The 26,949-nt window shown below is 59.6% G+C and carries 22 protein-coding genes; 12 read left to right on the forward strand and 10 right to left on the reverse strand.

Annotated features, from left to right (window positions below):
- Positions 1 to 163: 163 nt before the first annotated feature.
- Positions 164 to 982 (forward strand): pyruvate, water dikinase regulatory protein, encoded by an 819-nt coding sequence (locus ACIOVB_RS21870; protein WP_008076822.1) that lies wholly within the window; start codon positions 164 to 166, stop codon positions 980 to 982.
- 96 nt (positions 983 to 1,078) lie between these two features.
- Here ACIOVB_RS21870 and ACIOVB_RS21875 read toward each other — a convergent pair whose 3' ends face one another.
- Positions 1,079 to 2,488: a PLP-dependent aminotransferase family protein gene (locus tag ACIOVB_RS21875; RefSeq protein WP_401271298.1), complete on the reverse strand. Its 1,410-nt coding sequence runs from the start codon at positions 2,486 to 2,488 to the stop codon at positions 1,079 to 1,081.
- A 90-nt stretch (positions 2,489 to 2,578) separates the two neighbouring features.
- On the opposite strand from ACIOVB_RS21875, the gene ACIOVB_RS21880 reads away from it, so the two are divergent.
- Positions 2,579 to 3,499 (forward strand): DMT family transporter, encoded by a 921-nt coding sequence (locus ACIOVB_RS21880; protein ID WP_401271300.1) that lies wholly within the window; start codon positions 2,579 to 2,581, stop codon positions 3,497 to 3,499.
- A 30-nt stretch (positions 3,500 to 3,529) separates the two neighbouring features.
- Entirely contained in the window at positions 3,530 to 4,258 is a 729-nt protein-coding gene (locus tag ACIOVB_RS21885) for an alanyl-tRNA editing protein (RefSeq protein ID WP_401271303.1), read from the forward strand.
- A 3-nt stretch (positions 4,259 to 4,261) separates the two neighbouring features.
- Here the strand turns inward: ACIOVB_RS21885 and prpD are convergent, their stop codons facing one another.
- The 6 genes from prpD to ACIOVB_RS21915 form a co-directional block, all read right to left on the reverse strand.
- Positions 4,262 to 5,746: a 2-methylcitrate dehydratase gene (gene prpD, locus ACIOVB_RS21890; protein WP_401271306.1), complete on the reverse strand. Its 1,485-nt coding sequence runs from the start codon at positions 5,744 to 5,746 to the stop codon at positions 4,262 to 4,264.
- A gap of 186 nt (positions 5,747 to 5,932) precedes the next feature.
- The gene (gene prpF, locus ACIOVB_RS21895) at positions 5,933 to 7,123 is read right to left on the reverse strand and encodes a 2-methylaconitate cis-trans isomerase PrpF (protein ID WP_401271308.1); all 1,191 of its coding nucleotides are present in this window, start codon (positions 7,121 to 7,123) and stop codon (positions 5,933 to 5,935) included.
- A gap of 54 nt (positions 7,124 to 7,177) precedes the next feature.
- Positions 7,178 to 9,772, reverse strand: a complete 2,595-nt coding sequence (gene acnD, locus ACIOVB_RS21900) for a Fe/S-dependent 2-methylisocitrate dehydratase AcnD (protein WP_401271311.1) — start codon at positions 9,770 to 9,772, stop codon at positions 7,178 to 7,180.
- A gap of 196 nt (positions 9,773 to 9,968) precedes the next feature.
- A complete protein-coding gene (gene prpC, locus ACIOVB_RS21905; RefSeq protein ID WP_187680646.1) occupies positions 9,969 to 11,096 on the reverse strand; it encodes a 2-methylcitrate synthase in 1,128 nt (375 codons plus the stop codon).
- A 43-nt stretch (positions 11,097 to 11,139) separates the two neighbouring features.
- On the reverse strand, positions 11,140 to 12,030 hold the full coding sequence (prpB, locus tag ACIOVB_RS21910) for a methylisocitrate lyase (protein ID WP_095047757.1): 891 nt from the start codon (positions 12,028 to 12,030) through the stop codon (positions 11,140 to 11,142).
- Positions 12,027 to 12,749 (reverse strand): GntR family transcriptional regulator, encoded by a 723-nt coding sequence (locus ACIOVB_RS21915; RefSeq protein ID WP_174244498.1) that lies wholly within the window; start codon positions 12,747 to 12,749, stop codon positions 12,027 to 12,029. The genes prpB and ACIOVB_RS21915 overlap by 4 nt, the downstream gene beginning before the upstream one ends.
- Before the next feature lie 292 nt (positions 12,750 to 13,041).
- Here ACIOVB_RS21915 and ACIOVB_RS21920 point away from each other — a divergent pair, with 292 nt between their 5' ends.
- From ACIOVB_RS21920 to pabB, 4 genes are all read left to right on the forward strand, one after another.
- Positions 13,042 to 13,578, forward strand: coding sequence for an ATP-dependent zinc protease (locus ACIOVB_RS21920; RefSeq protein ID WP_401271314.1), 537 nt, complete (start codon positions 13,042 to 13,044; stop codon positions 13,576 to 13,578).
- A gap of 5 nt (positions 13,579 to 13,583) precedes the next feature.
- Positions 13,584 to 15,119: an inactive transglutaminase family protein gene (locus ACIOVB_RS21925; RefSeq protein ID WP_187680644.1), complete on the forward strand. Its 1,536-nt coding sequence runs from the start codon at positions 13,584 to 13,586 to the stop codon at positions 15,117 to 15,119.
- Positions 15,119 to 16,105, forward strand: a complete 987-nt coding sequence (locus tag ACIOVB_RS21930) for an alpha-L-glutamate ligase-like protein (RefSeq protein ID WP_401271317.1) — start codon at positions 15,119 to 15,121, stop codon at positions 16,103 to 16,105. Before ACIOVB_RS21925 ends, ACIOVB_RS21930 begins: the two co-directional genes overlap by 1 nt.
- Before the next feature lie 213 nt (positions 16,106 to 16,318).
- A complete protein-coding gene (pabB, locus tag ACIOVB_RS21935; RefSeq protein WP_401271320.1) occupies positions 16,319 to 17,662 on the forward strand; it encodes an aminodeoxychorismate synthase component I in 1,344 nt (447 codons plus the stop codon).
- Positions 17,663 to 17,755: 93 nt separating this feature from the next.
- On the opposite strand, the gene thrH is transcribed toward pabB, so the two are convergent.
- Positions 17,756 to 18,373, reverse strand: a complete 618-nt coding sequence (thrH, locus tag ACIOVB_RS21940; RefSeq protein WP_401271323.1) for a bifunctional phosphoserine phosphatase/homoserine phosphotransferase ThrH — start codon at positions 18,371 to 18,373, stop codon at positions 17,756 to 17,758.
- Positions 18,374 to 18,536: 163 nt separating this feature from the next.
- Between thrH and ACIOVB_RS21945 the strand changes: the two genes are divergently transcribed.
- From ACIOVB_RS21945 to ACIOVB_RS21955, 3 genes are all read left to right on the forward strand, one after another.
- Positions 18,537 to 19,271 carry a phosphoadenylyl-sulfate reductase gene (locus tag ACIOVB_RS21945; protein WP_401271326.1) on the forward strand — a complete coding sequence of 245 codons (735 nt, stop codon included), beginning with the start codon at positions 18,537 to 18,539 and terminating at the stop codon, positions 19,269 to 19,271.
- Between the two features lie 486 nt (positions 19,272 to 19,757).
- The gene (locus tag ACIOVB_RS21950; RefSeq protein WP_401271329.1) at positions 19,758 to 21,296 is read left to right on the forward strand and encodes an NCS1 family nucleobase:cation symporter-1; all 1,539 of its coding nucleotides are present in this window, start codon (positions 19,758 to 19,760) and stop codon (positions 21,294 to 21,296) included.
- A 55-nt stretch (positions 21,297 to 21,351) separates the two neighbouring features.
- Complete coding sequence (locus ACIOVB_RS21955; protein WP_187680110.1) at positions 21,352 to 22,080, forward strand: aspartate/glutamate racemase family protein; 729 nt, start codon at positions 21,352 to 21,354, stop codon at positions 22,078 to 22,080.
- A gap of 130 nt (positions 22,081 to 22,210) precedes the next feature.
- Here the strand turns inward: ACIOVB_RS21955 and ACIOVB_RS21960 are convergent, their stop codons facing one another.
- The gene (locus ACIOVB_RS21960; protein ID WP_401271332.1) at positions 22,211 to 23,137 is read right to left on the reverse strand and encodes a LysR family transcriptional regulator; all 927 of its coding nucleotides are present in this window, start codon (positions 23,135 to 23,137) and stop codon (positions 22,211 to 22,213) included.
- A gap of 126 nt (positions 23,138 to 23,263) precedes the next feature.
- Here ACIOVB_RS21960 and ACIOVB_RS21965 point away from each other — a divergent pair, with 126 nt between their 5' ends.
- Positions 23,264 to 24,010: a 3-oxoacyl-ACP reductase family protein gene (locus ACIOVB_RS21965; RefSeq protein WP_401271334.1), complete on the forward strand. Its 747-nt coding sequence runs from the start codon at positions 23,264 to 23,266 to the stop codon at positions 24,008 to 24,010.
- An 82-nt stretch (positions 24,011 to 24,092) separates the two neighbouring features.
- Here the strand turns inward: ACIOVB_RS21965 and ACIOVB_RS21970 are convergent, their stop codons facing one another.
- Positions 24,093 to 24,788 (reverse strand): HAD-IA family hydrolase, encoded by a 696-nt coding sequence (locus ACIOVB_RS21970; protein ID WP_401271337.1) that lies wholly within the window; start codon positions 24,786 to 24,788, stop codon positions 24,093 to 24,095.
- 246 nt (positions 24,789 to 25,034) lie between these two features.
- Between ACIOVB_RS21970 and ACIOVB_RS21975 the strand changes: the two genes are divergently transcribed.
- Positions 25,035 to 26,949: DUF6531 domain-containing protein (locus ACIOVB_RS21975; RefSeq protein ID WP_401271340.1), on the forward strand; the 1,915-nt coding region annotated here is incomplete at its 3' end.

Below are 26,949 nucleotides of genomic sequence, written 5' to 3' on the forward strand. Positions count from 1 at the left end.
CACTAACTGTGTTGGAAAAGCTCAGAAACCGGCAGCTCGGGGGAGCATTGGCCGGTTGTATGGCCTGGACCTGGAAAATAAGTGAGAATGCGGGCCATTGGCGGCCTGCAAATCGCGCCTATCATATCCAAGATTGATGACTAGCTTAAGGCCCAAGGTGCAAATGAAACGATCTGCTTTCTTTATCTCCGATGGCACCGGCATCACCGCCGAAACCCTGGGTCAAAGCCTCTTGGCGCAGTTCGAAAACATTACCTTCAGCAAATTCACGCGCCCGTACATCGACAGCGTGGAAAAAGCCCGGGCCATGGTACAACAAATCAACAAAGCCGCCGAAACCGACGGCTTTCGCCCGATCATCTTCGACACCATCGTCAATCAGGACATTCGTGAGATTCTCGCGACCTCCAATGGTTTCATGATCGACATTTTCTCGACCTTCCTGGCGCCTCTCGAACAGGAACTGACCGAGCATTCTTCCTACACCGTCGGCAAGTCCCATTCGATCGGCCATAACTCCAACTACATGGAGCGGATCGAGGCGGTGAACTTCGCCCTCGACAACGACGACGGCGCCCGCACCCACTATTACGACAAGGCCGATCTGATACTAGTGGGCGTGTCGCGATGTGGTAAGACGCCGACGTGCCTGTACATGGCCATGCAATTCGGCATCCGCGCGGCCAACTACCCGCTGACCGAAGACGACATGGAGCGCCTGACCCTGCCAGCGGCCCTGCGCGCGCACCAGCACAAGCTGTTCGGCCTGACCATCGACCCGGACCGCCTCACCGCTATCCGCAACGAGCGCAAGCCCAACAGCCGCTACTCGAGCTACGCCCAGTGCGAATTCGAAGTGCGCGAAGTGGAAAACCTGTTCCGCCGCGAGAACATCCCGAACATCAACTCCACGCATTTTTCGGTGGAAGAGATCTCGGCGAAGATTCTGGTGGAGAAAGGCGTGGAGCGGCGGTTCAAGTAGTTTTGCGGTGTCTGCAACACCGCCATCGCGAGCAGGCTCACTCCTACAATCTGAAATGCATTCCCTTGTAGGAGTGAGCTTGCTCGCGATCAACGATTACGCGGTCTCTGTTAATGCCCTGGCCAAAGCTTCAAACCCGCCGAGCAACAACCCGTCATCCCCCACCGAATTACACACACTCACCCGAATGAACTGCGGCACCGCCGCATGCCCGACCGCGAACGCCTCGGCAGTCGCCACCAGATAGTTGTTCTCCTTCAGCTCCGCGGCAATCTGCGAGGCGCGCCACAGCTCAGGCACTTGCAGCCAGAAATGCGGACTGTGGATATGTGTCTTGTAGCTCAGCCCCTCCAGCGCCCCCGCCACCCATGCCTTGCGCCGACCAATCTCACTGATCTGCTCATCCAGCAAACGCTGGGCCATGCCGTTTTCGATCCACAGGCTCGCCACTTCCATCGCCAGTGGATTGGCCATCCAGCAGGTGCCGCGAATGGCTGAACTGATACGCCCGAGCAACGCTTGCGGCGCATGTAGATAGCCGACCCGCAACCCCGCCGAGACAGCCTTGCTCAGACTGCCGATCAACACAGAGCGCTCCGGGGCGAAATAACTCAGTGGCAACGGCCGCTGGCGATCCAGTACTGCGTGGGCTTCGTCTTCGAGGATCAGCAGATTGTGCCGGCGACACACCTCTGCAATCGCCTGGCGTCGTGAGACAGACATGACCGCAGCCGTAGGATTCTGGATCGTCGGCGTGCAATACAGCGCGGATACCCGGTGCTGACGACAAATATCCTCCAGCGCCGAAGGCAACAGTCCTTCGTCATCCATCGCGGCACCCATCAGTTTTATCCCGAGCTGGCGTGCGACGCTGATCAATCCGGGGTAGGACAAATGCTCGGTGACCACCGTGTCACCCGCCTTGAGCAACCCCATCAACGCGCACAACAGACCATGCTGGCCACCGTTGACGCACAGCACCTGATCGGCGTGCGGGACAAAGTCCCCGTGACGCAGCCACTCGGCACCTGCCGCCCGATGCCGTGGCAGACCACCTTCGGCGGTGTACCCCGTCAACCGCTGCAAGCGGTGCGAATCAGCGGCCAGAGTCTGTAGGGTCAGGCTCATGAACGCCGTTTCCTGCCCGGGAATCGGCTGATTCCTACTCATGTCGAAGCAGGCTGGCGGCTCATCGCTGACATTGCGAAAGCCCTTGTCTTGCGGCCGTTCCATTCCGCGCTGACGCACGTAAGTGCCGTCTCCTACACGGGCCACGACCAATCCCACACGCTCCAGTTCGCCATAAGCACGGCTGATGGTGCCGATGGTGACGCCCAAGCTATCGGCCAACAGCCGGTGGGGCGGCAACTTGCAACCCGCCTCAATCACGCCTGCATTAATGGCTTTCTCGACCGCATCCGCGAGGCGCTTGTACTTCACGCCGACGCCATGGGCGAGGCCATCACGGAGGATTGACACCATGGCAATACTTACTTTGACAGTCATTCTTGCCCCGAATAGCGTACTGAAAACAGGTTCAATCAGGGATAGACCTTTTCAGTAACCAGGTCAATTCTGCCGTTCGGAGCACACCGCATGTCCATCGCCCTCAGCACGCCATTGAACACCAGCAAACCCTGGCTCGCCGGGTTGGTCACCAGCGTGTTGTTTCTGATTGTCTGCCTGAGTTGGGGCACTACGTGGCTGGGGATCAAGATTGCCGTGGAAAGCGTGCCGCCCCTGACGGCGGCCGGGCTGCGCTTTCTGATTGCCTTTCCGCTGTTTTTGGGCTTCGCCGCATTACGCAAAGAACCATTGCTGTTCCCCCGGCAGAGTCGCTGGTTCTTTGTGTTCGTCACGCTGTCGTATTTCAGCCTGCCCTACTACCTGCTCAACTATGGCGAAATGCACGTATCGTCCGGCCTGACCGCGCTGCTGTTCAGTTGCATGCCGGTGTTCATCCTGATTTTTTCTGCGCTGTTTCTGCGGGAGAAAATCCACCCAGCGCAAATGCTCGGCATCGCTATTGGTTTCGGCAGCCTGTTCATGATTATCCGCAGTCAGGGCTTGCATCTGGATCAGGCGGAATGGCTCGGTGTCCTGGCGATTCTCGGCGCGGCGCTCCTGCATGCGCTGTGCTACGTGGTGACCAAAAAGCACGGCAGCGCGATCAGCGTGATCACCTACAACACCCTGCCCATCGGCATCGCCGGTTTGATGCTGCTGGTCGCTGGCCTTTCGCTGGAAAGTCCGACGTTCGCCACCATCACCCCACGCTCGTGGGGCGCCCTGCTCTACCTCGGACTGGTGGCGTCGGTCGGGGGCTTCATCGTCTATTTCGTCCTGCTCAAGCGCCTGAGCCCGGTGCTTCTGTCATTCGTGTTCATCATCTTTCCGGTGTTCGCCGTGATCATTGGCGCCTGGTACGAAGGCACGGAAATTTCTCGGGACCTGATGCTCTATTCGGCAATCCTGCTCGCCGGTTTTGCGATCACCAAGTTGCCTGCCAAGCGCTGAAAAACCATGCATTGAACATCGGAGGTTCAAATGTCGGTACACACGATGGAAACCCTTAGCCTGTTTAACAATGCCCCTTACCAGCGCGATTTCAGTGCTCGGGTAATAGCGGTGGTTGATCAGGCCGTCGTCCTCGAACACACGCTGTTCTATCCCACCGGTGGCGGGCAACCGGGAGACACCGGGCACTTCAGCCTCCCGGATGGCACACGAATCGACGTGACGGCAACGCTGCGCGATCCCTTGCTGCCATCGATCATCTGGCACAACGTGGCGCACTGCCCGCCGCAGTTGTGTGTCGGCACACTGCTCAATGCCAGCCTCGACTGGGCGCGTCGTTATCAACACATGAAGATGCACACCTGCCTGCACCTGTTGGGTTCGATCATTAATGCGCCGGTCACCGGGTGCAGTATCAGCGCAGACAAGGGACGTCTGGATTTCGATCTGCCAGAAATGACCCTAGACAAGGACAGCCTCACCCGCGAACTCAACGCGCTGATCGAGCAGGCCATTCCAGTCACCACTCTGTCGATGCCGGCCTCGGAACACCCCGCCCTGCTGGAAAAAAACGGCAGCAAAACGGTTAATCCACCGGCGATTCAGGGTGAGCTGCGGATGGTTGAAGTCATCGGCATCGACATCCAGCCCTGTGGCGGCACCCACGTGCAAAACACTCGGGAAATCGGCCGGGTGTTCTGCGAAAAAATCGAGAAGAAGAGCAGGACCAACCGCCGGGTGATTCTGCGGTTTGAATGAGCCTTAGATCACGAACAGGTCGACAAAGCGGTTCACCGGGGTCGCCTCAAGCCGCGCCTGATCCTTGCACAAGGCAAAAATCTCGCCGCTGCGCTGGCCGGTGAAACGGGTGGCCAGGTTCGCCTTGAACTTGTCTTCGAGCAACGGAATGCCCTCGGCACGGCGGCGGCGATGGCCGATCGGGTACTCCACCACCACGTTGTCGGTACTGGAGCCGTCCTTGAAAAACACCTGCACGGCGTTGGCAATCGAGCGTTTGTCGGCTTCCAGGTATTCGCGGGTGAAGCGCGGCTCTTCGACGATGACCATTTTTTCGCGCAGCACATCGATGATCGGATGGGCCTTGTGGAAGTCATCTTCGTATTGCTCGGCCACCAGATTGCCGAAGGCCAGTGGTACGGCGGTCATGTACTGGATGCAGTGATCGCGGTCAGCGGCGTTGGCCAGCGGCCCGACCTTGGAAATGATGCGGATCGCCGATTGGTGGGTGGTGATGACGATTTTGTCGATTTCGTGCAGGCGATTGCGCACGTGTGGATGCAACGTGACGGCGGCTTCGCAGGCCGTTTGTGCGTGGAATTCGGCGGGGAAGCTGATCTTGAACAGCACGTTCTCCATTACGTAACTGCCGAAAGGGCGCGAGAAGCTGAAGGTACGTTTGTCTTCGGTTTTCAGCGCCAGATCGTTGTTAGTGTGGCTGAACAGCACGTCGTAAAAGCCCCACTGTTTCGCACTCAAGACGCCCGGAATGCCCATCTCGCCGCGCATGGCGATGTCGGCCAGTCTCACGCCTCGGCTCGAGGCATCCCCCGCCGCCCAGGACTTTCGCGAACCGGCATTCGGCGCATGACGATAAGTGCGCAACGCCTGACCATCAGCGAAGGCATGAGAGAGCGCCGACAACAGTTGCTCGCGATTGGCGCCCATGAGTTTGGCAGTAACGGCGGTCGAGGCGACTTTCACCAGAATGACGTGATCGAGTCCTACGCGATTGAAGGAGTTTTCCAGCGCGATGACGCCCTGAATCTCGTGGGCCATGATCATTGCTTCAAGCACATGGCGAATGGTCAGCGGCGCTTCACCGTTGGCCAGACGTTTTTGCGACAGGTGATCGGCGACGGCGAGGATGCCGCCGAGATTGTCCGACGGGTGCCCCCATTCGGCGGCGAGCCAGGTGTCGTTGTAGTCGAGCCAACGGACGATACAGCCGATATCCCATGCGGCTTTGACCGGGTCGAGACGATAACTGGTGCCTGGGACCCGCGCACCAAACGGCACGACGGTGCCTTCGACGATAGGCCCGAGGTGTTTGGTGCATTCGGGAAAACGCAGGGCCAGCAGGCCACAGCCCAAGGTGTCCATCAGGCAATTGCGGGCAGTGTTCAGGGCTTCGGTGGATTCGATTTTTAAAGTGAGGACGTAATCGGCGATGTCCTGCAGGACAGGGTCGTAGTCGGGGCGGTTGTTCAGGTCGACGTTGGCGCTCATGTTCGATTCACTCTTGAAGTGGTTCGTTGATGGGACCTCGGTTCAGGGCTAACGATTTCTTATGGTTTGAAATGTAATCACTGTGGGAGCGAGCCTGCTCGCGAAGGCTGAGTGTCAGTCAATATTTTTTTGTCTGATGCATCGCTTTCGCGAGCAGGCTCGCTCCCACAGGGAGATCGTCGGGAATTAAAAGCAATCCCCGGGAATGCGCACGTAGCCTTCCATCAACACCCGCGCACTGCGGCTCATGACCGCTTTCTTCACCACCCACTCACCGTTTTCCAGACTGGCCTCAGCACCCACCCGCAACGTCCCGGACGGATGCCCGAAGCGCACGGCATTACGTTCAACACCGCCCGCCGCGAGGTTCACCAGCGTCCCGGAAATCGCCGCCGCCGTGCCGATCGCCACCGCTGCAGTGCCCATCATTGCGTGGTGCAACTTGCCCATCGACAAGGCGCGCACCAGCAAATCAACGTCACCGGCGGCAATCGCCTTACCGCTGGACGCCACGTAATCCGCAGGCTTGGCCACGAAGGCGACTTTCGGTGTGTGTTGGCGCTTGGCGGCTTCATCCAGATTGGCGATCAGCCCCATGCGCAAAGCACCGTAGGCACGGATGGTTTCAAACATCTGCAAGGCTTTCGGGTCGCTGTTGATTGCGCTTTGCAGCTCGGTGCCGGTGTAGCCGATGTCTTGGGCGTTGACGAAGATCGTCGGAATCCCGGCATTGATCATGGTTGCCTTGAACGTGCCGACACCCGGCACTTCCAGCTCATCGATCAGATTGCCGGTGGGAAACATCGACCCACCGCCGCCCTCTTCTTCCGCCGCCGGGTCCATGAACTCGACCTGCACTTCGGCGGCGGGAAAGGTCACGCCGTCGAGTTCGAAATCACCGGTCTCCTGCACTTCACCGTTGGTGATCGGCACGTGGGCAATGATGGTTTTGCCGATGTTGGCCTGCCATACACGCACCACCGCGACACCGTTGTGCGGAATGCGACTGGCGTCGACCAGACCGTTGCTGATGGCGAACGAACCGACCGCTGCCGACAAGTTGCCGCAGTTGCCGCTCCAGTCCACGAACGGTTTGTCGATGGAAACCTGGCCGAACAGATAATCGACGTCGTGATCGGACTTGATGCTTTTCGACAGGATCACGGTTTTGCTGGTGCTCGAGGTGGCGCCGCCCATGCCGTCGATCTGCTTGTCGTAGGGGTCGGGACTGCCGATCACCCGCAGCAGCAAGGCGTCGCGTGCCGGGCCAGGAATCTGTGCCGCTTCGGGCAGATCCTTGAGGCTGAAAAACACGCCTTTGCTGGTGCCGCCACGCATGTAGGTGGCGGGTATCTTTATTTGCGGTGCGTGAGCCATGGTGCTCCTTCATCGTCAACGCGGGCGTTGAAGCCCGCGAGCACAAAACGTGATTTAAACGGCAACCGCCGACTCTTCGAGGAAATCCTGGGCGAAGCGCTGCAACACGCCGCCGGCCTCGTAGATCGACACTTCTTCAGCGGTATCGAGACGGCAAGTCACCGGCACCTCAACACGCTCGCCGTTCTTGCGATGGATGACCAGCGTCAGATCGGCGCGCGGCTTGCGGTCGCCGATCACGTCATAGGTTTCACTGCCATCGATGGCCAGGGTGTGACGGTCGGTGCCGGGCTTGAACTCCAGCGGCAACACGCCCATGCCCACCAGGTTGGTGCGGTGAATACGCTCGAAACCTTCAGCGGCAATCGCTTCGACACCGGCCAGACGCACGCCTTTGGCCGCCCAGTCGCGGGACGAACCCTGACCGTAGTCGGCGCCAGCAATGATGATCAGCGGCTGCTTGCGTTCCATGTAGGTTTCGATGGCTTCCCACATGCGCATCACTTTGCCTTCCGGCTCGACACGGGCCAGCGAGCCCTGTTTGACCTTGCCGTTTTCCACCACCATTTCGTTGAACAGTTTCGGGTTGGCAAAGGTCGCGCGCTGCGCGGTCAAGTGGTCGCCACGGTGCGTTGCGTAAGAGTTGAAGTCCTCTTCCGGCAGGCCCATTTTCGCCAGGTATTCGCCGGCGGCGCTGTCGAGCATGATCGCGTTGGAGGGCGACAGGTGATCGGTGGTGATGTTGTCCGGCAGCACCGCCAGCGGGCGCATGCCCTTGAGCGGCCGAGCGCCGGCCAGCGCGCCTTCCCAGTACGGCGGACGGCGAATGTAGGTGCTCATCTCGCGCCAGTCGTACAGCGGCGTGACTTTCGGGCCGGTGTCCTCGTGGACGGCGAACATCGGGATATAGACTTGGCGGAACTGCTCAGGTTTGACCGAAGACTTCACCACCGCGTCGATTTCTTCATCGCTCGGCCAGATGTCTTTCAAGCGGATTTCCTTGCCATCGACCACGCCCAGCACGTCTTTCTCGATATCGAAACGGATGGTGCCGGCAATCGCATACGCGACCACCAGCGGCGGCGAGGCAAGAAACGCTTGCTTGGCGTACGGGTGAATCCGGCCGTCGAAGTTGCGGTTACCGGAGAGTACGGCCGTGGCGTACAGATCGCGGTCGATGATTTCCTGCTGGATCACCGGGTCCAGCGCGCCGGACATGCCGTTGCAGGTGGTGCAAGCGAACGCGACGACGCCGAAACCAAGCTGTTCCAGTTCCGTGGTCAACCCGGCTTCGTCGAGGTAAAGCGCCACGGTTTTCGAACCCGGCGCCAGCGACGATTTCACCCACGGTTTGCGGGTCAGGCCCAGCTTGTTGGCATTGCGCGCGATCAGACCGGCGGCGATCACGTTGCGCGGGTTGCTGGTGTTGGTGCAACTGGTGATGGCGGCGATGATCACAGCGCCGTCGGGCATTTGCCCCGGCACTTCATCCCACTGGCCGGAGATGCCTTTGGCGGCCAGATCGCTGGTGGCGACGCGAGCGTGCGGGTTGCTCGGGCCGGCCATGTTGCGCACGACCGTCGACAGATCGAAGGTCAGACCGCGCTCGTATTGCGCGCCTTTCAAGCTGTCAGCCCACAGGCCGGTGGTCTTGGCATAGTGCTCGACCAGTTGAACTTGCTGGTCTTCGCGGCCAGTGAGTTTCAGATAATCGATGGTCTGCTGATCGATGTAGAACATCGCGGCAGTAGCACCGTATTCCGGGGCCATGTTGGAAATGGTCGCGCGGTCGCCGAGGGTCAGCGCGGAGGCGCCTTCGCCGAAGAACTCCAGCCAGGCGCCGACGACTTTCTGTTTGCGCAGGTATTCGGTCAGCGCCAGCACCATGTCGGTGGCGGTGATACCTGGTTGCAACTTGCCGGTCAACTCGACGCCGACGCTTTCCGGCAGGCGCATCCACGAGGCGCGGCCGAGCATCACGCTCTCGGCTTCGAGGCCGCCGACGCCAATGGCGATCACGCCCAGCGCATCGACATGCGGAGTGTGGCTGTCAGTGCCGACGCAGGTGTCGGGGAACGCCACGCCGTCACGCACCTGGATCACCGGAGACATTTTCTCCAGGTTGATCTGGTGCATGATGCCGTTGCCCGGCGGGATCACGTCGACGTTCTTGAAGGCTTTTTTGGTCCAGTTGATGAAGTGGAAACGGTCTTCGTTGCGACGGTCTTCGATGGCGCGGTTTTTCTCGAACGCCTGGGCATCGAAACCGCCCGCCTCGACGGCCAGCGAGTGGTCGACGATCAATTGTGTCGGCACCACCGGGTTGACCTGCGCCGGGTCACCGCCCTGCAATGCAATCGCGTCACGCAGGCCCGCCAGATCGACCAATGCGGTCTGGCCAAGAATATCGTGGCACACCACGCGCGCCGGGAACCACGGGAAGTCGAGGTCGCGTTTGCGCTCGATCAACTGTTTCAGGGAATCGGTCAGCGTGGCCGGATCGCAGCGCCGCACGAGGTTTTCCGCCAGCACGCGGGAGGTGTACGGCAGGGTGTCGTAGCTGCCGGGCTGAATCGCCTCGACCGCCGCGCGGGTGTCGTAGTAATCCAGAGGGCTGCCGGGCAGGTTTTTGCGGAATTCTGTGTTCATCGGGTCAGGACTCGGGTCACGGTAGTTTCAAAGGGTGGCCAGCACGGACCTGAGTTACACACCGTTCACTGTGGGAGCGAGCCTGCTCGCGAAAGCGGTAGATCAGTCGACATCCATGTTGGATGTCAGTCCGTCTTCGCGAGCAGGCTCGCTCCCACAGGGTCTAGCGGTGTTCTCGGGCTCCGGGCACCACCATTCAGCGGCGTTCGATTGGCACGAACTTGCGCTGTTCGACGCCGGTGTACTCGGCGCTCGGACGGATGATGCGGTTGTTGGCACGCTGTTCAAACACATGCGCGGCCCAGCCAGTCAGGCGCGAGCAGACGAAGATCGGCGTGAACAACTTGGTCGGGATGCCCATGAAGTGATACGCCGAGGCATGGTAGAAGTCGGCGTTGGGGAACAGTTTTTTCTGCTCCCACATGGTCTTGTCGATGGCTTCGGAGACGGGGAACAACACCTTGTCGCCCACTTCGTCCGCGAGTTTTTTCGACCAGCCCTTAATCACCTCGTTGCGCGGATCGTTGTCCTTATAGATCGCGTGGCCGAAGCCCATGATCTTGTCTTTGCGCTCAAGCATGCCGAGGGTGCCCTTGATCGCCTCTTCCGGCGACGAGAAGCGCTCGATCATTTCCATCGCCGCCTCGTTGGCGCCGCCATGCAGCGGGCCGCGCAGCGAACCGATGGCCGCCGTGACGCAGGAATAAAGGTCGGACAGGGTCGAGGCACAAACCCGCGCGGTGAAAGTCGAGGCGTTGAATTCGTGTTCGGCGTAGAGGATCAGCGACACGTTCATGACTTTGACGTGCAGTTCGCTCGGCTTCTTGTCGTGCAGCAAGTGCAGGAAATGCCCGCCGATGGTCGGTTCATCGCTGACGCAGTTGATGCGCTTGCCGTCATGGCTGAAGCGATACCAGTAACACATGATCGCCGGGAACGCGGCGAGCAGACGGTCGGTCTTGTCGCGCTGTTCGGAGAAGTCTTTCTCCGGCTCGATGTTGCCCAGAAACGAGCAACCGGTGCGCATCACGTCCATCGGGTGGGCATCGGCAGGGATGCGCTCGAGCACTTCCTTCAGCGCCTGCGGCAGGTCGCGCAGCTTGCTCAGCTTGCCCTGATAGGCGTCGAGTTGCGCTCGGGTCGGCAGCTCGCCGTAGAGCAGCAGATACGCCACTTCTTCGAATTGTGCGTCTGCTGCCAGTTCACGCACGTCGTAGCCGCGATAGGTCAGCCCGGCACCGGCCTGGCCTACGGTGGACAGTGCGGTTTGCCCGGCAACCTGGCCACGGAGCCCGGCGCCACTGAGTACTTTTGCTTCGGCCATCGTTTTCTCCAATCTTGAATTTGTTAGGGAGTACGGCTGCGGCTTATTTTTTTGCCGCAAACAACGCGTCGAGCTTCTGCTCGAAGGTGTGGTAGTCGATGCGATCGTAGAGCTCCATGCGAGTCTGCATGGTGTCGATGACATTCTGTTGCGTGCCGTCGCGGCGGATCGCGGTGTAGACGTTTTCCGCAGCCTTGTTCATCGCGCGGAACGCCGACAGGGGATAAAGCACCAGCGACACGTCGGCGCCGGCCAGTTGCTCAGTGGTGTACAGCGGCGTCGCGCCAAACTCGGTGATGTTGGCCAGAATCGGCGCCTTCACGCGGTTGGCGAACAGCTTGTACATCTCCAGCTCAGTGATGGCTTCCGGGAAGATCATGTCGGCACCCGCCTCGATGCACGCGGCGGCGCGATCCAGTGCCGACTCCAGACCTTCCACCGCCAGCGCATCGGTGCGGGCCATGATCACGAAGCTGTCGTCGGTGCGCGCATCGACGGCTGCCTTGATGCGGTCGACCATTTCCTGCTGGCTGACGATCTCTTTATTCGGGCGATGACCGCAGCGCTTGGCGCCGACCTGATCCTCGATGTGAATCGCCGCTGCGCCGAACTTGATCATCGACTTTACGGTGCGCGCCACGTTGAACGCCGAAGAGCCGAAACCGGTGTCCACGTCCACCAGCAGCGGCAGGTCGCAGACGTCGGTGATGCGACGCACGTCGGTCAGTACGTCATCCAGGCCGGTGATGCCCAGGTCCGGCACGCCGAGCGAGCCTGCGGCCACCCCGCCACCGGACAGGTAGATCGCCTTGAAACCGGCACGCTTGGCCAGCAGCGCGTGATTGGCGTTGATCGCGCCGACCACCTGCAATGGGTGTTCGCTGGCGACCGCATCGCGAAAACGCTGGCCTGGAGTGTTCAGGTTGGAACTCATGACTCACCTCGTTCAGTGGCTGTCTTATTGTGGGTGCCGTCCTGGTAATGACGGGCGATGTTGCGTTTCGAGGCGCCGATGTGACGGCGCATCAACAATTCCGCGAGTTCGCCGTCACGGTCGGCGATGGCATCGAGAATCCGGTGGTGTTCGGCGAAGGCCTGGCGTGGGCGGTTCGGCGTGGTGGAAAACTGGATGCGGTACATACGCACCAGTTGATAGAGCTCGCCGCAAAGCATCTGGGTCAGGGTGCGGTTGCCGCTGCCCTGAATGATCCGGTAATGGAAGTCGAAATCGCCTTCCTGCTGGTAGTAACCAACGCCAGCCTGAAACGCCGCATCGCGCTCATGGGTTTCCAGCACCCGACGCAGTTCGTCGATTTCTTCGACGCTCATGCGCTCAGCCGCCAGACGACAGGCCATGCCTTCGAGGGATTCGCGGATTTCGTAGAGTTCGAGCAATTCGGCGTGGCTCAGCGACACCACCCGCGCGCCGACATGCGGTACGCGCACCAACAGGCGCTGACCTTCCAGACGATGAATCGCCTCACGCAGCGGCCCGCGGCTGATGCCATAGGTACGCGCCAGTTCCGGTTCAGAGATCTTGCTGCCCGGGGCGATCTCGCCTTTGACGATGGCCGCCTGAATGCGCCGAAAGACGTTTTCCGAAAGCGTCTCGGAATCGTCGCCGCTGATGACCGGGGGATCGAGTTGATCCAGCATGATTGTCGACACCTTTAAATCCAATGCGGCAAAAACTAGCCAATTCGCCCGCATCAGTCAAAGGATAAATAGATATTGTCGACAATCGTCTAATAACCCTCTTCAACAACCCCAAGGGTTATAGACCGGCTCGGGCGCTGGCGCCATAAAACCACCGTGCTAGAATGCCGCCCGCATTTGCTGGCCATTTGTACGGCTTGTCATAAAAAGCTGATAGGCACACGAAGGGCCTTGCGCAAGTTTTTGCCAGGGACCTGAACCGAAAACGGAACGCTGCGCACCAGGATTTATGAGACTCAAGCCTTTCCCCACATTTTTCGCTCTGTTCTGCCTGCCCGGCCTCGCCGCCGCGGGGGAAAAGACCGTGTACGGCCTCAACGAATACGCCGCCCTTGATGGCATCAATCTGGAAGTTGCGGCCAAACTCGACACCGGCGCGAAAACCGCCTCGCTGAGCGCCCGCGACATCAAGCGTTTCAAACGCAACGGCGAGTCCTGGGTGCGCTTCTATCTGGCTATCGACGCTGCGCATTCGCACCCGATCGAGCGACCGCTGGCACGGGTCAGCAAGATCAAGCGCCGCGCCGGCGACTACGATCCGGAAGAAGGCAAGAAGTACACCGCCCGCCCGGTGATCGAGCTGAATATCTGTATGGGCACAGCGATGCGCAGCATCGAAGTGAACCTGACCGACCGAAGTGCGTTCCAATATCCGCTTTTGATCGGCTCCGAAGCGCTGAAACGCTTCGACGCGCTGGTCGACCCCAGTCTTAAATACGCTGCCGGCAAACCCGCCTGCACCATCGCCGCTCATACCGCCGAGTAATTTTCATGCGTTCTCTAACCTTCCACCTGAAAATCCTGATCACCATTCTGGTGCTGCTGGGCGTTTCGGTTACGGCCTATCAGATTTTCGTGCTCGGCATCCCCGTGACCGAAGACGCCACCGACGATTTGTGGAACATCGACGCCAAAGTCGAGTTCGTCGCCAGCACCAAGGATCCGGTAAAGATCCAGATGTTCGTGCCGCCGCTGAGCCGCGATTACGTCAGCCTCAACGAGAGCTTCATCTCCAATAACTACGGTGTGGCCGTGAACCGCGTCGACGGCAACCGCAAGGTGACGTGGTCGGCACGCCGGGCCAAGGGCAACCAGACCCTGTATTACCGTCTGGTGCTGACCAAGCGTTACACCGCAGAAAAAACCAAGATCAAAGGCCCGACTTTCCGCGACAGCATGGTTATCGAAGGCCCGGAAAAAATCGCTGCCGAAGCCCTGCTCGCACCGATCCGCCAACACTCGGCCGACGTCGAAACCTTCATCGGCGAGGCGATCAAACGGGTCAACAACGTCAACGACGACAACGTGAAACTGCTGCTGGCCGGCGATACATCGACGCCGCACAAAGCCAAAATCGTCGAATTGCTGCTGTCCATCGCCCATGTCCCGGTGGAAAAAGTCCACACCATCCGCCTCGTTGCGGACCAGCCACAAACCCCTGAACTGTGGCTGCGCAGCTTCAACGGCAATGACTGGCTGTACTTCAACCCGGAAACCGGCGAACAGGGCCTGCCGACTGACCGCCTGCTGTGGTGGACCGGTGATGAGAACCTGATCACCGTCGACGGCGGCAAAAAGGCCAACGTGACCTTCAGCCTGAACAACAGCGAGATGAACGCGATTCGTCTGGCCAAGCTGACCGACGAAAACACCGACGCCAACTTCCTTGAATACTCGTTGTATGGCCTGCCGCTGCAGACCCAGCAGACGTTCATGATCATGGTGATGATCCCGATCGGCGTGCTGGTGATCCTGATCCTGCGCAACCTGATCGGCCTGCAGACCCTCGGCACGTTTACCCCGGTGTTGATCGCCCTCGCCTTCCGTGAAACGCAGTTGGGCTTCGGCATCCTGCTGTTCACCGTGATCACGGCGCTGGGCCTGTCATTACGTTCGTACCTGGAACACCTGAAGCTGCAAATGCTGCCGCGACTCTCGGTGGTACTGACCTTTGTCGTGGTGCTGATTGCCGCGATCAGCCTGTTCAGCCATAAGCTCGGCCTGGAGCGCGGTCTGTCGGTGGCACTGTTCCCGATGGTGATTCTGACCATGACCATCGAACGCCTGTCGATCACCTGGGAAGAGCGCGGTGCCAGCCATGCGATGAAAGTCGCCATCGGTACGCTGTTCGCCGCGTCCCTGGCGCACCTGATCATGACCGTGCCGGAACTGGTCTACTTCGTGTTCACCTTCCCGGCGATCCTGCTGATTCTGGTGGGTTTCATGCTGGCAATGGGTCGCTATCGCGGTTACCGCCTGACCGAGCTGGTGCGTTTCAAGGCGTTCCTGAACAAGGCTGATCACTGATGTTCGGTTTCTGGAAGACCTGGAAGGCCCTGGAAGCCCGGGGCATCATGGGCATCAATCGGCGTAACGCCGACTATGTGCTCAAGTACAACAAGCGCAGCCTGTACCCGATCGTCGATGACAAGATCATCACCAAGGAACGCGCCATCGCAGCCGGCATTCACGTGCCGGAACTGTATGGCGTGATCTCTACCGAAAAGGAAATCGACAAGCTCGGCGAGATCATCGGCGGGCGCAGCGACTTCGTGATCAAACCGGCCCAAGGCGCCGGCGGTGACGGCATCATCGTGATTGCCGACCGGTTCGAGGGACGCTACCGCACGGTGTCGGGCAAGATCCTTGCCCACGAGGAGCTGGAACATCACATCTCCAGCATCCTCACCGGCCTGTATTCGCTGGGCGGCCACCGCGATCGCGCACTGATCGAATACCGCGTGACCCCGGATCAGATCTTCAAAAGCATCAGCTACGAAGGCGTGCCGGACATCCGCATCATCGTGCTGATGGGCTACCCGGTGATGGCGATGTTACGCCTGCCGACCCGCCAGTCCGGTGGCAAAGCCAACCTGCACCAGGGCGCCATCGGTGTTGGTGTTGACCTCGCCACCGGTCTGACCCTGCGCGGCACCTGGCTGAACAACATCATCACCAAACACCCGGACACCACCAACGCGGTGGACGGCGTGCAACTGCCCTACTGGGACGGTTTCATGAAACTCGCCGCCGGCTGTTATGAGCTGTGCGGATTGGGTTACATCGGTGTCGACATGGTGCTGGATCAGGAAAAGGGCCCGCTGATTCTTGAGCTCAATGCACGGCCGGGGCTGAATATTCAGATCGCCAATGACTGCGGGCTAACGCTGCGCACTCATGCAGTGGAAGCGCGGCTGGAAGAGCTGAAGGCACGTGGGGTGACGGAGTCGGTTGAAGAGCGGGTGGCGTTTACTCAGGAGATGTTTGGGCATATTCCGCCCGTCGAAGGCTAATCCGCGACCGAGTCGCGGCCTTCGCGAGCAGGCTCGCTCCCACATTGGAATGCATCCTCCTGTGGGAGCGAGCCTGCTCGCGAAAGCGGCTCCCCAGCCACCCCAAGGCTCAACCCTGCCGCCAATCTGCCAATCCCCGACATCCCCTCTAGGAGCGATTCCCGCATAGGACTACAATCCCCACCCCGCCTCAACGGCCGATCTGCCCCGCCCATGTTGACTTGTTCCGTACACCCGCTGCCCTACCGTGCCAATCCCGCCGACTACTTCGCGGCAATCCGCAACGCCCCCGGCGCCGTGCTGCTCGACAGCGGCCGACCGAGTGCCGACCGTGGCCGCTATGACCTGCTCAGCGCCTGGCCGCTGGAACAACTGGCGGTCTTGCCGGACGAAAGCGGCAGCCATTTCCTGCAACGTCTGCGCGACCAACTGGGCCGTTTGGGCGAAGCGCAACTCCCTGACGCTTATGAGCTGCCGTTCGCCGGCGGGCTGATCGGTTATCTGAGTTATGACTTCGGCCGGCATCTTGAGAGTCTGCCGAGTCAGGCGCGGGATGATCTGCAATTGCCGGATGCGCGGTTCGGGCTGTATGACTGGGCATTGGTCAGCGATCACCAGGCCAGCACCAGCCAATTGGTGTTTCACCCATCGGTTGACGACAGTGAAAAACAGCGGCTGATCGCACTGTTCGCTCAGCCCATTACTGGCTCACTGACACCGTTCAAATTAAACAACCCGATGACAGCCGATCTCTCGGCCGACGATTACCGTCAGGCGTTCGAACGTATCCAGCATTACATCCAGGCTGGCGACTGCTACCAGGTCAACTTCGCCCAGCGTTTCCGCGCGCCATGCCAGGGCGACCCATGGCTGGCATATTGCGCACTGCGCGAAGCCTGCCCGACGCCATTTTCCGGCTTCCAGAGCTTGCCCGACGGCGGCGCCGTGCTGAGTCTGTCACCGGAGCGTTTCGTCAGAGTCAGCCAGCGCCAAGTCGAAACCCGCCCGATCAAGGGCACCCGCCCCCGTGGCCTGATGCCCGCCGAAGACGCCGCCAACGCCACCGAACTGCTGGCCAGCCCCAAGGATCGCGCGGAGAACCTGATGATCGTCGACCTGCTGCGCAATGACCTCGGCCGCACCTGCCGCATCGGCTCGGTGCGGGTGCCGGAGCTGTTCAGCCTGGAAAGCTATCCGAACGTGCATCACCTGGTCAGCAGCGTGACCGGCGAACTGGCGCAGGATCGCGATGCGCTGGACCTGATCGCCGGCAGCTTCCCCGGCGGCTCGATCACCGGTGCGCCGAAGATTCGGGCGATGCAGATAATCGATGAGCTGGAGCCGACCCGGCGGGGGTTGTATTGCGGATCGTTGCTGTATCTGGACGTACGCGGCGAGATGGACAGCTCCATCGCCATTCGCAGTCTGTTGGTCAAGGATGGGCAGGTGTGCTGCTGGGGTGGCGGCGGGATTGTCGCGGATTCGGACTGGCAGGCTGAGTATCAGGAGTCGATTACCAAAGTGAAAATCCTCCTTCAAACCCTGCAAAACCTCTAAACGCCCCCCCCTGTAGGAGCTGCCGCAGGCTGCGATCTTTGCCTTTAAAGATCAAAAGATCGCAGCCTGCGGCAGCTCCTACAGAGGTCGGGTTTACAGGCTGAGGTCGCGGTTCGAAGCTTTGATGAACTCCTGCTTCAACGCTTCAAACGTATGCACCGCCGGAAACTGCGGGAACTCGCGGATCACATTGTCCGGCGCATGGAACAGAATCCCCGCATCCGCCTCGCCCAGCATGGTCGTATCGTTATACGAATCACCCGCCGCAATCACCCGGTAGTACAGGCTTTTGAACGCCAGCACCGACTGCCGCTTGGGATCTTTCTGACGCAACTGATAGCTGGTCACGCGCCCGGTTTCATCAGTAATCAGACGATGGCAAAGCAAAGTCGGGAAGCCCAGTTGACGCATCAGCGGCTGGGAAAACTCATAGAAGGTGTCCGACAGAATCACCACCTGAAAGCGCTCACGCAGCCAGTTGACGAACTCCACCGCGCCGTCCAGCGGTTTCAGTGTGGCGATCACTTCCTGAATGTCCGAGAGCTTCAAGCCATGCTCATCAAGGATGCGCAGACGCTGCTTCATCAGCACGTCGTAATCGGGAATGTCCCGGGTGGTGGCCTTGAGGGATTCGATTCCGGTTTTTTCAGCGAAGGCGATCCAGATTTCCGGCACCAGTACCCCTTCAAGATCCAGGCAAGCAATTTCCACAAGACACTCCCGTTTGTATTGATTATTGAGTCGAGCGAGCCCGAACTCTAGCGGCTCCACCAAAGCCGCGCAACGCACAGCACGTCCCGCCCGGCGCCGCTTTTTGTTACCATCGCCGCCATATAGAGCGCCCAGCGCCACCGACCTGTAGGAAGCCGCCCTGATGAGCCCAACGTTCGATGTCGTGGAACACGCCACGACCTATGCCAACAAATCCGCCCAAGACATCCTGAAACTCGCGTTTGCCGAGTTCGGCGATGACCTGTGGATATCTTTCAGTGGCGCCGAGGATGTGGTGCTGGTGGACATGGCCTGGAAGCTGAACAAGAACGTCAAGGTGTTCAGTCTCGACACCGGCCGCCTGCACCCGGAGACCTATCGCTTTATCGATCAGGTGCGCGAGCACTACAAGATCGACATCGAACTGGTCTCGCCGGACTACACGAAACTGGAACCGTTCGTGAAGGAAAAAGGCTTGTTCAGCTTCTACAAGGACGGCCACGGCGAGTGCTGCGGGATCCGCAAGATCGAACCGCTGCGGCGCAAACTGTCCGGCGTCAAAGCCTGGGCCACCGGCCAACGCCGCGACCAGAGCCCGGGCACTCGCAGTGCCGTGGCGGTGATGGAAATCGACACCGCGTTCTCCACACCGGAGCGCACCCTGTACAAGTTCAACCCGCTGGCGCAGATGACCAGCGAAGAGATCTGGGGCTACATCCGCATGCTGGAACTGCCATACAACAGCCTGCACGAGCGCGGCTTCATCAGCATCGGTTGCGAGCCGTGCACCCGTCCGGTCCTGCCGAACCAGCACGAGCGCGAAGGCCGCTGGTGGTGGGAAGAAGCGACCCAGAAAGAATGCGGATTGCATGCGGGGAATATCATCAGCAAGGGGTAAACCTCTGCCCCGATGATTTCCCCTTGTGCTTTGTGAAACCTCAAAAAATGTGTACACACGAATGTCACCATCAGTGCCATTTATGTGTGCACTTTTTATTTTAGCGCCCTGAAAAGTTACATCCCGCCTGAATCTCCCTTCCTTCTGTCCCTCGCCACGATCCCGCGTAAAAAATAAATACCTGGCCAATCGGTCAATTTATATCGGCGTCGATTCAGTCACTTAGCAATCAGAAATAACATTTCGAAATCAGCGATTGCCTTCATGGGGCGGCAATTGGCACACATCTGGCTTTAGTGCATACATGTTTTGTATACAAAACTGCAAAACATGCACACCTTCGATCCGCAAGCCTGAAGCGCCCTATCCCGTACAGGCTGCAGATGCCCCGTAACCAGTGATGCTTTCACTGCCGCGACGAAGATATGTCGAGCCTGGCGGCTCATGCACAGTCATCGCGGCCCTGAACATCAGGAGCCTGCCGGAATGCGTACAAGTCTCTCTAACAACATCGCGCTGAATCTGCCCTCCTCTGCACTCGATCAACCTTTGCCACATGACGGACTGGTCGAGCCGCTGCATCTGAGCCCTCGTCTGCACAACAGCGACCTGGCACCGACCAAGGCCGAAGGCCGACGCTGGGGCAAATACAGCATCTTCGCCCTGTGGACGAACGACGTGCACAACATCGCTAACTACTCATTCGCCATCGGCCTCTACGCCCTGGGCCTGGGGGGCTGGCAGATTTTGCTGTCGCTGGGGATCGGCGCGGCGCTGGTGTATTTCTTCATGAATCTGTCCGGCTATATGGGGCAGAAAACCGGGGTGCCGTTTCCGGTGATCAGCCGGATCAGTTTTGGCATCCACGGGGCGCAAATTCCTGCGCTGATACGGGCAGTTATCGCCATCGCCTGGTTCGGGATTCAGACGTATCTGGCGTCGGTTGTTTTCAGGGTTTTACTCACGGCGGTGCATCCCGGCTTCGCGGAATACGACCACAACTCGATCCTCGGCCTGTCGACGCTGGGCTGGGTGTGCTTCGTGGCAATCTGGTTCGTGCAACTGGTGATCCTCGCCTACGGCATGGAAATGGTCCGCCGTTACGAAGGGTTTGCCGGGCCGGTGATTTTGCTGACCGTCGCCGCCCTCGCCGCCTGGATGTACACGCAAGCCAACGCAACCATCGCCTGGTCGATCCGCGAACCGCTGAGCGGTGGCGAGATGTGGCGCAACATCTTTGCCGGCGGCGCACTGTGGCTGGCGATCTACGGCACGCTGATCCTCAACTTCTGTGACTTCGCCCGCTCCTCGCCCTGCCGCAAAACCATCAAAGTCGGAAATTTCTGGGGTTTGCCGGTGAACATTCTGCTGTTCGCCGCGATCACCGTCCTGCTGTGCGGTGCGCAATTTCAAATCAACGGCCGGATCATCGAAAGCCCGACCGAGATCATCGCTTCGATTCCCAACACCTTCTTTCTGGTGCTGGGTTGCCTGGCGTTCCTGATCGTCACCGTGGCGGTGAACATCATGGCCAACTTCGTTGCCCCGGCGTTCGTGCTGAGCAACCTGGCGCCGAAGTACCTGACCTTCCGCCGCGCCGGGCTGATCAGCGCGACCATCGCGGTGCTGATCCTGCCGTGGAACCTCTACAACAGCCCGCTGGTAATCGTGTATTTCCTGTCCGGCCTCGGCGCCCTGCTCGGCCCGTTGTACGGGGTGATCATGGTCGACTATTGGTTGATCCGCAAAGGCCGGATCAACGTCCCGCAACTCTACAGCGAAGACCCGAACGGCACTTATTACTACAGCCGTGGCGTCAATTTCCGCGCCGTGGCGGCATTTATTCCGGCGGCACTGATCGCCATCGTTCTGGCGCTGGTACCGGGGTTCCACAGTATTTCGCCGTTCTCCTGGCTGATCGGTGCCGGGATAGCCGGAATGCTCTACCTGATCATCGCCAAACGCGAACCGCACTACGCCGACGTCAGCGGCGAATCCTTCGCGGTCGATAACGCCTGTCACTAAATCCTCGCGGCCCGCCTTTCGGGCCGCTGAACCACCCTGCCAAGAAGGACTTCCAATGCGTATTCTCGTGGTCAACGTCAACACCACCGAATCCATCACCCAGGCCATCGCCCGCTCGGCGCAGGCTGTTGCGTCACCCGGTACAGAGATTGTCGGACTCACGCCGTATTTCGGCGCCGATTCGATTGAAGGCAACTTTGAAAGCTACCTGGCCGCCATCGCCGTGATGGATCGGGTGATGTCCTACGACCAGCCGTTCGATGCGGTGATTCAGGCCGGCTATGGCGAACATGGCCGCGAAGGCTTGCAGGAATTGCTCAATGTACCGGTGGTGGACATCACTGACGCGGCGGCCAGTACGGCGATGTTTCTCGGGCATGCGTATTCAGTCGTCACTACGCTGGATCGCACCGTACCGCTGATTGAGGATCGGCTGAAACTCTCCGGTCTTTGGGATCGTTGCGCGTCGGTGCGGGCCAGTGGTTTGGCCGTGCTGGAACTGGAACATGAGCCGCAACGTGCGCTGGAGGCGATCGTGCATCAGGCTGAATTGGCGGTTACGCAGGACAAGGCCGAGGTGATTTGCCTGGGTTGTGGCGGCATGGCCGGACTTGATGAACAGATTCGTCGCCGCACCGGGGTGCCGGTGGTGGATGGGGTGACGGCGGCGGTGACGATTGCTGAGGCGCTGGTGCGTTTGGGGTTGTCGACGTCCAAGGTGCGGACTTATGCGACGCCTCGGCCGAAGAAAATTGTGGGCTGGCCGGAGCGGTTTGCACGATAGACCGCGTTATCGTTTATCGCGAGCAGGCTCACTCCTACAGGGTTAGTGTCGTGCCTGAAATCTGTGAGCAACAGCGATCCTGTAGGAGTGAGCCTGCTCGCGAAGGCCGCAATTCGGTTAAAAGCCAAACTCAGAGAGCACTGAACCGCCGCGCCAACCCCTGCTGCGCAAACTGCTCAATCACAAAATCGACAAACGCCCGAGTCTTGCCCGGCAACAATTTATGTTCGGCGTAGTAGATCGAAATGTTGCCGTCATCGATGTACCAATCCGGCAGCACGCGCTGTAACGTACCCGCCTCGAGATAACCCACGGCAAACGGCATGCTGACCAGTGCAATCCCCAAACCTTGCGCCGCCGTCGCGCAGGCGGCCTCGGAGTCGCTCATGGTCATTCGCGTCTTGAGGGTCAATGGTCGACAGAGCTGACTACCATTACTGATCAATTGCCAAGAGCGTACTCGACCGGTTTGCGGCGACCGAATCAGAATGCCATCGTGATATTGCAGTTCATCCGGCTCGATGATCGCTGCGTGCTTTTCCAGGTAGTCAGCAGACGCCACCAACACTCGATGTGCGGGTGCCAATTTGCGTGCGACGACGCCTTGGGGCAATTCAAATCCCCCGCCAATCGCCGCATCGAAACCCTGCCCGATCAAATCGACCTGACGGTTATCAAAATGCCAATCAGGGTTGATCGCCGGAAATCGACGTAAAAACTCTTCCAGCAACGGCACGACATACAAGCGCCCGAACACCGTGCCCATACTGACTTTCAAAGTTCCCGCTGGCAGGCCTTCGACACTGGCCAGATTGGCCACGGCGTTCTGGATCGTGGTCAGACTGGCACTGACCTGACTCAAAAACAGCTGCCCCGCCTCAGTCAACGTCAGGCTGCGGGTGCTGCGCTGAAACAACCGCACGCCTAGCTTCGCTTCGAGTTTCGCCACGCTTTTGCCGACCGCTGCCGGGGTCAGGCTCAAACGCCGCGCCGCTTCGGCAAAACTGCCAACTTCGGCGCTGCGCACGAAGCATTCGATACTGTTGAAGTTTTCCATGGTCGCCACTGTAAACTTTTGGTTTACACAGACTATAGCAATCATGGGCTAGTGGGTTGTGGATCAGAGGTCGATACTCGGCTCCAACAACAAGGCATCTCGCCTTGAATATTCTGGAGATCGAACATGACCACTCAACACCTCAGCGGCAAAGTCGCTCTGATTCAAGGCGGTTCCCGTGGTATCGGCGCCGCGATTGTCAAACGTCTGGCCGCTGAAGGCGCTGCAGTTGCCTTCACCTACATCAGCTCCACCGCAAAAGCTGAAGAGTTGCAGAACAGCATCACCGCAAATGGCGGCAAAGCCCTGGCGATCAAGGCTGACAGCGCCGACGCCTCTGCCATCCGCCATGCGGTCAGCGCCACCGTCGAAGCCTTTGGCCGCCTCGACATTCTGGTCAACAACGCCGGCGTACTGGCCGTCGCCCCACTGGAAGACTTCAAACTGGAAGATTTCGACCAGACCGTAGCGATCAACATTCGCAGCGTATTCATCGCCTCCCAAGAAGCCGCCAAACACATGGGCGAAGGCGCGCGAATCATCAACATCGGCAGCACCAACGCCGACCGCATGCCCTTCGCCGGTGGCGGTGTGTATGCGATGAGCAAATCGGCGCTGGTGGGCCTGACCAAAGGCCTGGCCCGTGATCTCGGCCCACGCGGCATCACCATCAACAACGTGCAGCCTGGCCCGGTCGACACTGACATGAACCCGGCGCACGGTGACTTCGCCGAAAGCCTGATTCCGTTGATGGCCGTGGGTCGCTACGGCAAAGCCGAAGAAATCGCCAGTTTCGTCGCTTATCTGGCAGGCCCGGAAGCCGGGTACATCACCGGTGCCAGCCTGACCATCGACGGTGGTTTCGGCGCCTGATTTGACTGGGTTACCTGTACGAAAAACGCCGCCCCTCTTTTAACTGAGGGGCGGCGTTTTTGTTTAAAGCTTTATGGCCCGATCAGGCCCATTCCAGTGCCGGCAAACCACAAACGCTCGGGGTGAACGCTTTCAACGAGCGAAGAATCCCGTCGGCGTGTGCGTATTTTTCATCGGCCATGGCGGCATCCGGAATGGCGATGGCGGTCATGCCCGCCGCTTTCGCCGCGGTCACGCCAAACGGCGAATCTTCGAACACCAGACAATCCTCGGGCGCGACACCCAGACGCCGGGCCGCCGTGAGGAAAATATCCGGCGCAGGTTTGGCTGCACCCACTTCCGGATCGTCCGCCGTGACGATGAAATCGAACAGCGCGAACCAGTCGCGGTGCAACGTGGTTTTCTGACCGAACGACTGACGCGACGAACTGGTGCCCACAGCGATTGGAATATTGTGCGCCTTGAGGTGGCGAATCAGTTCCTCCGCGCCTGGCATCGCTTGCGCCGAGGGGAAACGCTCACGCATCAGCGGCTCGCGGATCACCAGAAACTCTTCGGCGGTGATTGGCAGATCAAGCGCCTGCACCACGTAATTGGCCAGATCGTTGGCACCGCGGCCAATGATGTTCTGCTTGATGCTCCAGTCGAAAGTCCGTCCGTAACGCCCGGCAATCAGCGAGGTGACCTCGGTGTAAATGCCCTCGGTGTCCAGCAGCAAACCGTCCATATCGAAAATCACGGCCTTGATCGGGCCGAACGCCTTCAGCGGTGCATTCATCATCGGATCCGTTATCAAAGACATCCCGGGCGGCGAATAGCGCCGCTGCTCGGATCTGATTAATGGGTTCAGCAGCATAACGGGCGCAACGGGCATTGAGCAACGGGCAATGTCCGCTGGGGCGCTGAACGACTCCTGAGTATTTAGCGAAAAATCCTACAGACATCCCCTACTTGCCCGACTTCTTTACTTTTTGATCCCCCGCAAAGTCCGCGCACCTCTTTTGACGTGCGCGAGTGCCTGCGAATGTTCCAAACCGATCGGCTTCTGGCCTTGAACAACAGCATCGGCCTGCTGGTGGTTGCCGCCCTGAATCCAGAACACCCGGACTTCGAAACGTTGATCCGGGAGTTTCGCCTATGCCTGAACAACTACGACGCCTGGGCCGAACAATTCTGGACGGGGTCGATGCTGGACATCGAGCAGGTGTTCAGAGTCGGCAACGACGTTCACCTCAGTGCGCCAGTCAAAAGCCGTAAACCCATCAGTTCATCCGTATTCATGTGCCCCGCCAGCGGCCCGTTGACCTTGGTGCACATGTTCGAGGCTGCGCGCTTCGTCCCCATCGGCAACACCCCACTGACGCTCGAACCGGTGATGTCCGATGTCGGCGGCGTTCTGACCTTCGGCGCCCCGCAGCACTATGAAATCGGACCGAGCGGCATTCTGGAGGTGACCGACTGCGACCGGGGCCAGCGTTATCGCATCACCTTCTTTACCGATGTTTCCAGCCAGCATGTGCAAGCGCTGTATGCCTCTTATCAAGGCATGCTCGACGGGCTGGAAGTCTGGCTGCGCCAGGAGTGGGACGGATTTCAGCCACTGTGGACAGAGTTCTCCAGTGCCGGATTTCTCGACCGTTACGGCCAATTGCAACAGGCGGATTGGCGCGGATTCGAGAAGGCCCTGCACGGTGTCTGGGATGACATCAAGCAACTGTTCGCCCTGCTCGCCGACTTGCAAGCCAACAGCGAAAAGCTGCTGGAGTACCTGACCGAGGTCGAACTGGACGCTTTGCTGGAGGCGTCCAGCGAAGCCATTGCCAACGGTTTGTTGATCCTCAGCGACGAGCCGCTGCTGTTTATACATCTGGCGGCCTTCACCAGTTGGCTGAAGATGCTGCCACCGCAGTACCTCGCGGAGGTAGTAGCCGAGGTTCGTGTCGAACTGTTGATCAGCTTTCTGTTGATGCGGGTATCGGGCGGCGTCGGCGTGCCACTGCGTTTGAGCAGCAAAGTGCTGGCGAAGATCAAATCGCCACGCGCACGGGAATGGCTGGCGGCTTCTGCGTTGCGCCTGGCGGAACTGAGCTCTGCGCCCGAACTGAGCAAGCACGCAAGCGCACTGAAACCACTGATGCTCAATGTGCGTGACGTTGAGTTGAAACCGACGCCGTCGATACCACTGAACATTCGTCAGGCGGATTCCTTGGTGTTGACGGTGCCGAACCCGGCGCCTCTCGCACGGGACAAGTCGCATGGCATGAGCCGGATGGAGCGCCATGAGCCACGCGATGACGCCTCCGATCAGGCTAAAAACCCCAACGGCGACAGCGCCGATTGTGTGCCGAGCACCTGCACCAACGGCTGCCCGGTGTCGATGGTCACCGGTGAGGAACTGCTGACCCTGACTGACGGCACGCTCAATGGATTGCTGTCGTTTGAGTTCACCCGCTTGTATCGCACCAGTGCCGCCGAAATCGATGTCGGGCTGGGGTTTGGCTGGAGCCATTCGCTGGCGCATCGGCTGGAGTTTGAGGGCGATTTTGTTGTTTGGGTCGACCATGAGAACCGGCGCACGCGGTTTCCAGTGCCGAGTGTGGAGCGGCCGGCGATTCACAACAGTCTGTCGCGGGCGGCGATTTTTCTGGGGGATGAACCGGAGGAGCTGATTCTTGCGCTGGCGGGGGACACGGCGCGGTTTTATCACTTTCGGGCCGGGCGGCTGACGGCGGTCAGTGATGGGTATGGCAATCGTCTGCGCATTTCGCGGGATCGTCAGGATCGTGTTCAGCGGCTGGATAACGGGGCGGGTCGATCGCTATTACTGCGCTACGACCGCCAGCATTTGGTGGCCGTCGATTATCAGTCGTTTCAGTTGGCTGAATGGACGACTGAGCAAACCCTCGTCAGTTATCGCTACGACGCTTATCAACACCTGA

It is taken from the genome of Pseudomonas sp. NPDC087639, assembly GCF_044743385.1.
GTDB lineage: Bacteria > Pseudomonadota > Gammaproteobacteria > Pseudomonadales > Pseudomonadaceae > Aquipseudomonas.

Excerpts from the sequence above, each read along its gene's own strand:
- ACIOVB_RS21870 (WP_008076822.1), top strand. The coding sequence starts at position 164 with ATGAAACGATCTGCTTTCTTTATCTCCGATGGCACCGGCATCACCGCC.
- ACIOVB_RS21875 (WP_401271298.1), bottom strand. The coding sequence starts at position 2,488 with ATGACTGTCAAAGTAAGTATTGCCATGGTGTCAATCCTCCGTGATGGC.
- ACIOVB_RS21880 (WP_401271300.1), top strand. The coding sequence starts at position 2,579 with ATGTCCATCGCCCTCAGCACGCCATTGAACACCAGCAAACCCTGGCTC.
- ACIOVB_RS21885 (WP_401271303.1), top strand. The coding sequence starts at position 3,530 with ATGTCGGTACACACGATGGAAACCCTTAGCCTGTTTAACAATGCCCCT.
- prpD (WP_401271306.1), bottom strand. The coding sequence starts at position 5,746 with ATGAGCGCCAACGTCGACCTGAACAACCGCCCCGACTACGACCCTGTC.
- prpF (WP_401271308.1), bottom strand. The coding sequence starts at position 7,123 with ATGGCTCACGCACCGCAAATAAAGATACCCGCCACCTACATGCGTGGC.
- acnD (WP_401271311.1), bottom strand. The coding sequence starts at position 9,772 with ATGAACACAGAATTCCGCAAAAACCTGCCCGGCAGCCCTCTGGATTAC.
- prpC (WP_187680646.1), bottom strand. The coding sequence starts at position 11,096 with ATGGCCGAAGCAAAAGTACTCAGTGGCGCCGGGCTCCGTGGCCAGGTT.
- prpB (WP_095047757.1), bottom strand. The coding sequence starts at position 12,030 with ATGAGTTCCAACCTGAACACTCCAGGCCAGCGTTTTCGCGATGCGGTC.
- ACIOVB_RS21920 (WP_401271314.1), top strand. The coding sequence starts at position 13,042 with ATGAGACTCAAGCCTTTCCCCACATTTTTCGCTCTGTTCTGCCTGCCC.
- ACIOVB_RS21925 (WP_187680644.1), top strand. The coding sequence starts at position 13,584 with ATGCGTTCTCTAACCTTCCACCTGAAAATCCTGATCACCATTCTGGTG.
- ACIOVB_RS21930 (WP_401271317.1), top strand. The coding sequence starts at position 15,119 with ATGTTCGGTTTCTGGAAGACCTGGAAGGCCCTGGAAGCCCGGGGCATC.
- pabB (WP_401271320.1), top strand. The coding sequence starts at position 16,319 with ATGTTGACTTGTTCCGTACACCCGCTGCCCTACCGTGCCAATCCCGCC.
- ACIOVB_RS21945 (WP_401271326.1), top strand. The coding sequence starts at position 18,537 with ATGAGCCCAACGTTCGATGTCGTGGAACACGCCACGACCTATGCCAAC.
- ACIOVB_RS21950 (WP_401271329.1), top strand. The coding sequence starts at position 19,758 with ATGCGTACAAGTCTCTCTAACAACATCGCGCTGAATCTGCCCTCCTCT.
- ACIOVB_RS21955 (WP_187680110.1), top strand. The coding sequence starts at position 21,352 with ATGCGTATTCTCGTGGTCAACGTCAACACCACCGAATCCATCACCCAG.
- ACIOVB_RS21960 (WP_401271332.1), bottom strand. The coding sequence starts at position 23,137 with ATGGAAAACTTCAACAGTATCGAATGCTTCGTGCGCAGCGCCGAAGTT.
- ACIOVB_RS21965 (WP_401271334.1), top strand. The coding sequence starts at position 23,264 with ATGACCACTCAACACCTCAGCGGCAAAGTCGCTCTGATTCAAGGCGGT.
- ACIOVB_RS21970 (WP_401271337.1), bottom strand. The coding sequence starts at position 24,788 with ATGAATGCACCGCTGAAGGCGTTCGGCCCGATCAAGGCCGTGATTTTC.